The organism is Kribbella capetownensis (assembly GCF_004331485.1).
GTDB classification, from domain to species: domain Bacteria; phylum Actinomycetota; class Actinomycetes; order Propionibacteriales; family Kribbellaceae; genus Kribbella; species Kribbella capetownensis.
The window spans coordinates 1-4,919 of the sequence record NZ_SJKD01000022.1 but is presented as its reverse complement, the minus strand read 5'-3'; the positions used below and the strand labels follow the sequence as shown (position 1 = coordinate 4,919).

Genomic DNA, 4,919 nt, shown 5'->3' with positions numbered 1-4,919 from the left:
TCCGGCAGGGTGTTCCTGCTCGGTGCGAGAGCAGAACAGTAGCGCACTTTCGGCGTACGCAAAAACCGGATTCCGGGGTGTCGCGATGTGGACGGCCGGAGCGTGGATCTCACCCCTCCCGTCACACCAGTCCCACCCGTCCACGATCGCTCGGCGACGCCGTCGTACCCAAGGATCCGTGCCGCGTCAGCCGTTGGCCGGCGCGAGGTCGACGTCGCGCAGGTAGTCGGGATTGCCGAGGAGTTCGATCCCGGTGATCCGGCCGTCGGCGACCGTGAATGAGAACACGACAACCGGCTCGCCACGCAGCCTCCACACCGCTCCGGCCTTCCCATCGACCAGCGTGAGTACAGCGGCCTGTGCACGCCCGGAGAACGTCTCCGCGACGGCCGCGGCGCCCCGCACCATCGCACCGGCGCCGCGCGCGACAACCGTCTCGTCGGCGCGCAGTACGACTTCCGGGTCGAGCAGCGCGAGCAGCGCGTCGAAGTCGCCGCCACGGGATGCCGCGAGGAACGCCTCGACGATTTCCTTCTGCCGGCTGGCGTCCGCTCCCGCGGGTTCCGGCCTACCTTGCACCCGCCGCCGCGCCCGGCTCGCCAACTGCCGCGCGGCTTCGGGCGACTTGCCGACGATCGGCGCGATGTCGTCGTACGGCACCGCGAACATGTCGTGCAGCACGAACGACAGCCGCTCGGCCGGCGTCAACGTCTCGAGTACGACGAGCAACGCGAGCCCGACCGAGTCGGCCTGCACGGCCTCGAGCTCTGGATCCGGTACGTCGTCGTCCGTGAGCGCAGGGGAGTGGTCGCCGACCGTCTGCTCCGGCCGCCCGCGCCGGGTCCGCAGCATGTCCAGGCAGATGCGCCCGACAACAGTCGTGAGCCAGCCGCCCAGGTTGTCGATCGCGTCGGCGTCGGAGCGGCTCAGCCGGATCCACGCCTCCTGCACGGCGTCCTCGGCCTCGACGCGCGACCCGAGGATCCGGTACGCGACCACGCGCAAGTGTTCCCGGTTCTCCTCGAACCGCTGCGCCAGCCAGTCGTGTTCGCTCATGTCCCTCTCCACCTGTCACACTCCGGTCCGATCACCGTCAATGGGTGTGACGCGAAAACCCGATCACATGTGACACCGTCAGGAGTTCATCATGGCTGCTCCCCGGCCCCTCGCCGTACGCAAGCAAGACACCCTGTACCGGCTGGAGCACGACATCGACGCCTGGGTAGCCACCGCCTCACCAGACGGCACGCCGTACCTGATGCCTTTGTCCTTCCTCTGGGACGGTCGAACCCTCCTACTGTCCACCGCTGTCAACAACCCCACCGCCCGCAACCTCCGCGCCAACCCCCACCTTCTCCTGACGGTCGGCACCACGCGAGACCTCGTTCACATCACCGCCACCGCCGAACAACTCGCCGACATCCCACCAGCCGACGCACAAGCCTTCGCCACCAAAGCCGGCTTCGACCCCCGCGAAGCGTCCACCCCCTACCCCTTCTTCCGCGTAACCCCCACCACCATCCAGGCCTGGCGCGAACCCAACGAACTCAAGAACCGCCTCCTCATGCAATCCAGCACCTGGCTCGTCTAGCTCCCCGTCACCAAAGGAAGGTGAGCTCGGCGAGGGTGACGTGGGGCCGGTCGGCTCGCCAGTCCTCGAGGCAATCCGTCAGCTCCGCCTCGGATCCCGCCAGCCCGACCACAGCCGCGCCGCTCGATGCCGGTGCATGATCGTGCGCCGCCTCAGGTGTGCCGTGCGAACAGTCTGAGCACATCAGCCGGATCCCGGACCACTCCTCCATACCGAGTCCCCGCGATCCAACGAGCTCCTCGAGCTCGCCCAGGTCGTCCGTCGTCGCGCCAAGCACCTGCGCCTGCCAGGTCTGCAGACCTGACTCATCGAGCCGGGCGAGTTCGTCGAACACCGCGACCTCCTGGTCGCCGTGCCGCCGATATCCCTTCGGCTCACCGTCGTGCAGCACGACGTCCCGGAACCGGTGACCGGACCCCGGCAGCGGAACGCTCGCGATGACCGCGTGCGCCGGACTCCGGCGCCAGCACCAGACGACCTCGGTGTCCCCGATCCCCACCGGTACCTGGTGCTTCAGGCTCGGTCGATCAGGATTGAGCCGGACCGGCGTCAACCCGAAGTTGTTGTCGATCGGCTCGGCCCCCGCCGCGATGCCTTCGATCCCGTATGCCGCCCAGGCCCGCCGAGCAACCGCCCAGTCACCAACCGCCGTCGCCGCAATCCCGAGATTCCAGGCCGCCGGATTCACCCCGTCGTACCTGCGAGCATCGTTCTCCGTGAACAACGCGACCGCCCGCGCATTCCGCTCCGCCGACTCAGCCCACTCCCCACGAGCCTTCGAATACAACCCAGCCTCGAACCAGGCCCCGAACTCCTCCGGCGCAACCTCCACCATCTCCCGAGCCAACCGCCCCCCCCCCCCAAAATCCCCCACCCGATCAGCCTCCACCCACGCAGCCCATACCCCCCGAACACCCCGCCGCTTACCTCGCCCGAACAAACCCATCCCCACATTCTCCCGACCAAAGGCTCACCCCCGCCCCGACAGAACAGTTGCGCCAAGCAACCCAACGCCAACGCCAACCCCAGCCAACACTTCGGCGGCGACCAGCCCCAGCGGGAACCATTCCCGCGGCGAGCAACCCCGCAGCAACAGTCCACGCAGCGGCCAACCCCAGCCGGCAACCGTCCACGCGGCAGCCAACCCCAAGCCGGCAACCGTCCACGCACGGCCAACCCCAAGCCGGCAACCGTCCACGCAGCGGCCAACCCCAAGCCGGCAACCGTCCACGCGGCGGCCAACCCCAAGCCGGCAACCGTCCACGCAGCGGCCAACCCCAAGCCGGCAACCGTCCACGCAGCGGCCAACCCCAAGCCGGCAACCGTCCACGCAGCGGCCAACCCCAAGCCGGCAACCGTCCACGCGGCGCCCAGCCCCAGCCGCCGAGCGAAGCGAAGGCGTTAAGGGGTGCGGGTGGCGGAGCCCCCGCTCGCGGCAAGCGCAGCGCAGCCGCACAAATGACGAAGGCGACGCGGTCCGCGCTCTCCGCGGACGTGCGTCGCCTGTCGACTTCGTGGGCGATACTGGGTTCGAACCAGTGACCTCTTCGGTGTGAACGAAGCGCGCTACCACTGCGCCAATCGCCCGGGTGGTGCTGGTGTTGCGTGTGAAACCATAGCGCATCAGTCAGCGACGATCTAATCGGGCCGGGCTACTCTTGCTGCAAGACGGAGACCCCGTCGCGTTGGAGACGTGATTGTGACTTTCTCGCACGACACCGAGCAGGCGCTCGGCACGCTGGTCCGGCTCGTGAACACGTTGCCGGGTCCGAACAGCCAGGTCGACACCTTGGAAACGCTCGAGGAGTTGGAGAAGTTCGTCCACGAGCGGGAGTTCAGCGCGGTCGGCTCGCTGTCGGACAAGGACCTGGCCGAGGTCAGGGACCTGCGGCCGCTGTTCTCGCCTGTCTTCACGACTGGGTCGGACGCCGAGGCGGCGGCGATGATCAACGCGATCGTTGCCCGGGGTACGACGACGCCGCGGCTGACGAACCACGACGGCCACCCGTGGCACATCCACTATTCGCGGGACGGCGCGTCGTTGGCGTGCCGGATCACAGTGGAGTGCGGGATCGCCTTGGCGCAGGTCATCTCGGCCGGCGAGCGTGAGCGTCTTCGCCGCTGTGAGGCGCCGGATTGTGACGACGCGCTCATCGACCTGTCACGGAACCGTTCGAAGCGGTACTGCGACGCGCGCACCTGCGGCAACCGTCTGCACGTCGCCGCCTACCGCGAACGCCGCAAAGCCTCCGGCGAGTAAACGCCAGAAGCCCCGGGCGGGTAGTCGAGGCGCCCATAGGAGTAGCCGGCGCTGCCTTACGAGTAGCCGGTGCCGACCTACGGGTTCGGCTCGTCGGCTGAGCGGTCGGCGAAGATCTTGGTCACCTGCGCGGTGATCGGACCCGGGGCCGGCAGGTCGCGGTCGTCGACGCGATGGATGGCCTGTACGTCGCGCGTCGTGGACGTCAGGAAGACCTCGTCGGCCTCGAACAGCCGCTCCATCGGTACGTCGCGCTCGGTCGCGCCGAACCACTCGAGGACAAGCGCACGCGTCACACCCGCCAGCGCCCCCGACTCCAGGGTCGGCGTGACGAGCTCACCGTCGTACCCGCAGAAGATGTTCGAGCCGGTGCCTTCGCAGAGGTTGCCGATGGTGTTCGCGAAAATCGCCTCGCTGCCGCCACGTTCCTTCGCGTAGGCGAGCGCCCGGACGTTCTCGGCGTACGACGTCGTCTTCAGGCCGGCGACCGCGCTGCGCTCGTTGCGGACCCACGGGACTGTGACGATCGCGGAGGTCGGGCCGGGGCGTTTGACTGCCTGGGTGGCGATCAGGATGGTCGGACCGGACGTACCGCGTTCGGACGACAGCGGCGAGACACCACCGGTGTACGTGATCCGCAGCCGGCCGAACGGGATGCCCGGATCGGCCTCCACTACCGCGGCGATGCCGACGCCGATCTGAGCCACGTCCGGCTCCGGCAGACCAAGCCCGACCGCCGACCGAACCAGCCGGTCCAGATGCCTCGTCACCGCGAACGGACGGCCGTTCTCGATCTTGATCGTCTCGAACACACCGTCGCCGGTGGTCAGCCCGTGATCGAGCGGCGAAACCGTCGCCTCGTCGTCCAGCAGGACGCCGTTCAGCCAGATACGCATGTCGTGCTCCTTCCGCGGAACACCTTAGTGCGCAAGGCATCCGGGCCTGTCAGGCAGTCCGAAGGTGACCGGATGATGACGGTACGTCGACGTGGTGGGGCACCCCGGTTTTTGAACTCAGGCGCAGATGGGCTAGTGTTCTTCTCGCGTCGGGGAGCACGAAAACCCGGTC

Annotated in this window: 5 protein-coding genes and 1 tRNA gene; 2 read left to right on the top strand and 4 right to left on the bottom strand. The window is 68.2% G+C overall.

Annotation, left to right across the window (positions count from 1 at the left end):
- Window positions 1–186: 186 nt before the first annotated feature.
- Entirely contained in the window at window positions 187–1,056 is an 870-nt protein-coding gene (locus tag E0H75_RS42760; RefSeq protein WP_131519468.1) for a sigma-70 family RNA polymerase sigma factor, read from the bottom strand.
- A 91-nt stretch (window positions 1,057–1,147) separates the two neighbouring features.
- Between E0H75_RS42760 and E0H75_RS42755 the strand changes: the two genes are divergently transcribed.
- Window positions 1,148–1,591, top strand: a complete 444-nt coding sequence (locus tag E0H75_RS42755) for a pyridoxamine 5'-phosphate oxidase family protein (protein WP_131519467.1) — start codon at window positions 1,148–1,150, stop codon at window positions 1,589–1,591.
- A 7-nt stretch (window positions 1,592–1,598) separates the two neighbouring features.
- Here E0H75_RS42755 and E0H75_RS42750 read toward each other — a convergent pair whose 3' ends face one another.
- Window positions 1,599–2,426, bottom strand: a complete 828-nt coding sequence (locus tag E0H75_RS42750) for a tetratricopeptide repeat protein (protein ID WP_131519466.1) — start codon at window positions 2,424–2,426, stop codon at window positions 1,599–1,601.
- 680 nt (window positions 2,427–3,106) lie between these two features.
- Window positions 3,107–3,178, bottom strand: a tRNA-Val gene (locus E0H75_RS42745).
- 106 nt (window positions 3,179–3,284) lie between these two features.
- Here E0H75_RS42745 and E0H75_RS42740 point away from each other — a divergent pair.
- Window positions 3,285–3,851 carry a CGNR zinc finger domain-containing protein gene (locus E0H75_RS42740; RefSeq protein ID WP_238163601.1) on the top strand — a complete coding sequence of 189 codons (567 nt, stop codon included), beginning with the start codon at window positions 3,285–3,287 and terminating at the stop codon, window positions 3,849–3,851.
- A 77-nt stretch (window positions 3,852–3,928) separates the two neighbouring features.
- Here E0H75_RS42740 and E0H75_RS42735 read toward each other — a convergent pair whose 3' ends face one another.
- Window positions 3,929–4,747, bottom strand: coding sequence for an aminotransferase class IV (locus tag E0H75_RS42735; protein WP_131519465.1), 819 nt, complete (start codon window positions 4,745–4,747; stop codon window positions 3,929–3,931).
- Between the last annotated feature and the right edge of the window lie 172 nt (window positions 4,748–4,919).